We start from the raw sequence: 535 nt of genomic DNA on the forward strand, positions 1-535 counted from the left end.
CTAATAAGCCGAAGCGCAACAGTACCTGCCGGAAGTCGCCGCGCCCAGGTGCCGAGCTGTCAAGCGCCATGTCGGCACCATGGCGGTGGATGTAGCCCAGTTCAACCAGCCAGGACAGGTCTTCGATTTCGAGTTGATCTCCGGTCAACTACCATCGGCAACGCGTTGGTYAGGCCGTGACGGCAATCGTCCCGGGCTCTGCTCAGCGCGGCACGTCAGCGACTGATCGATGCGGCCGAGCGCCGGCGCCGGCCTGGCCTGCAGGCGGTATTCGACGCGACGGAAAGGAGCTCATTCGCCCGCTCTGAGCTCCCGCTGAATCTGACGGAGGCCGTTGACGAGCTCATCGTCAGCCCGGTGCCGATGCCGCGGCTGCTGGACGAAGTGGAGATGTGGTTCGGCGCGCGAACCGCCGCAGCGCTGCGAGCCCAGAAGATTCGAACCCTCGGTGAGCTGACGGTGCGAGTGCCGCGCCGCAAGATGTGGTGGATCGGCATCGATGGCCTGGGCGCGCGAGATGCAGGCAAGGTCACTG

Annotated in this window: 1 protein-coding gene; it reads left to right on the forward strand. The window is 65.4% G+C overall.

Annotation, left to right across the window (positions count from 1 at the left end; all coding sequences use genetic code 11):
* Nucleotides 1-363: 363 nt before the first annotated feature.
* Nucleotides 364-535: phage integrase family protein (locus AC1DU6_RS35590; protein WP_477863330.1), on the forward strand; the 172-nt coding region annotated here is incomplete at its 3' end.

Source organism: Roseateles sp. P5_B10 (genome assembly GCF_056400485.1).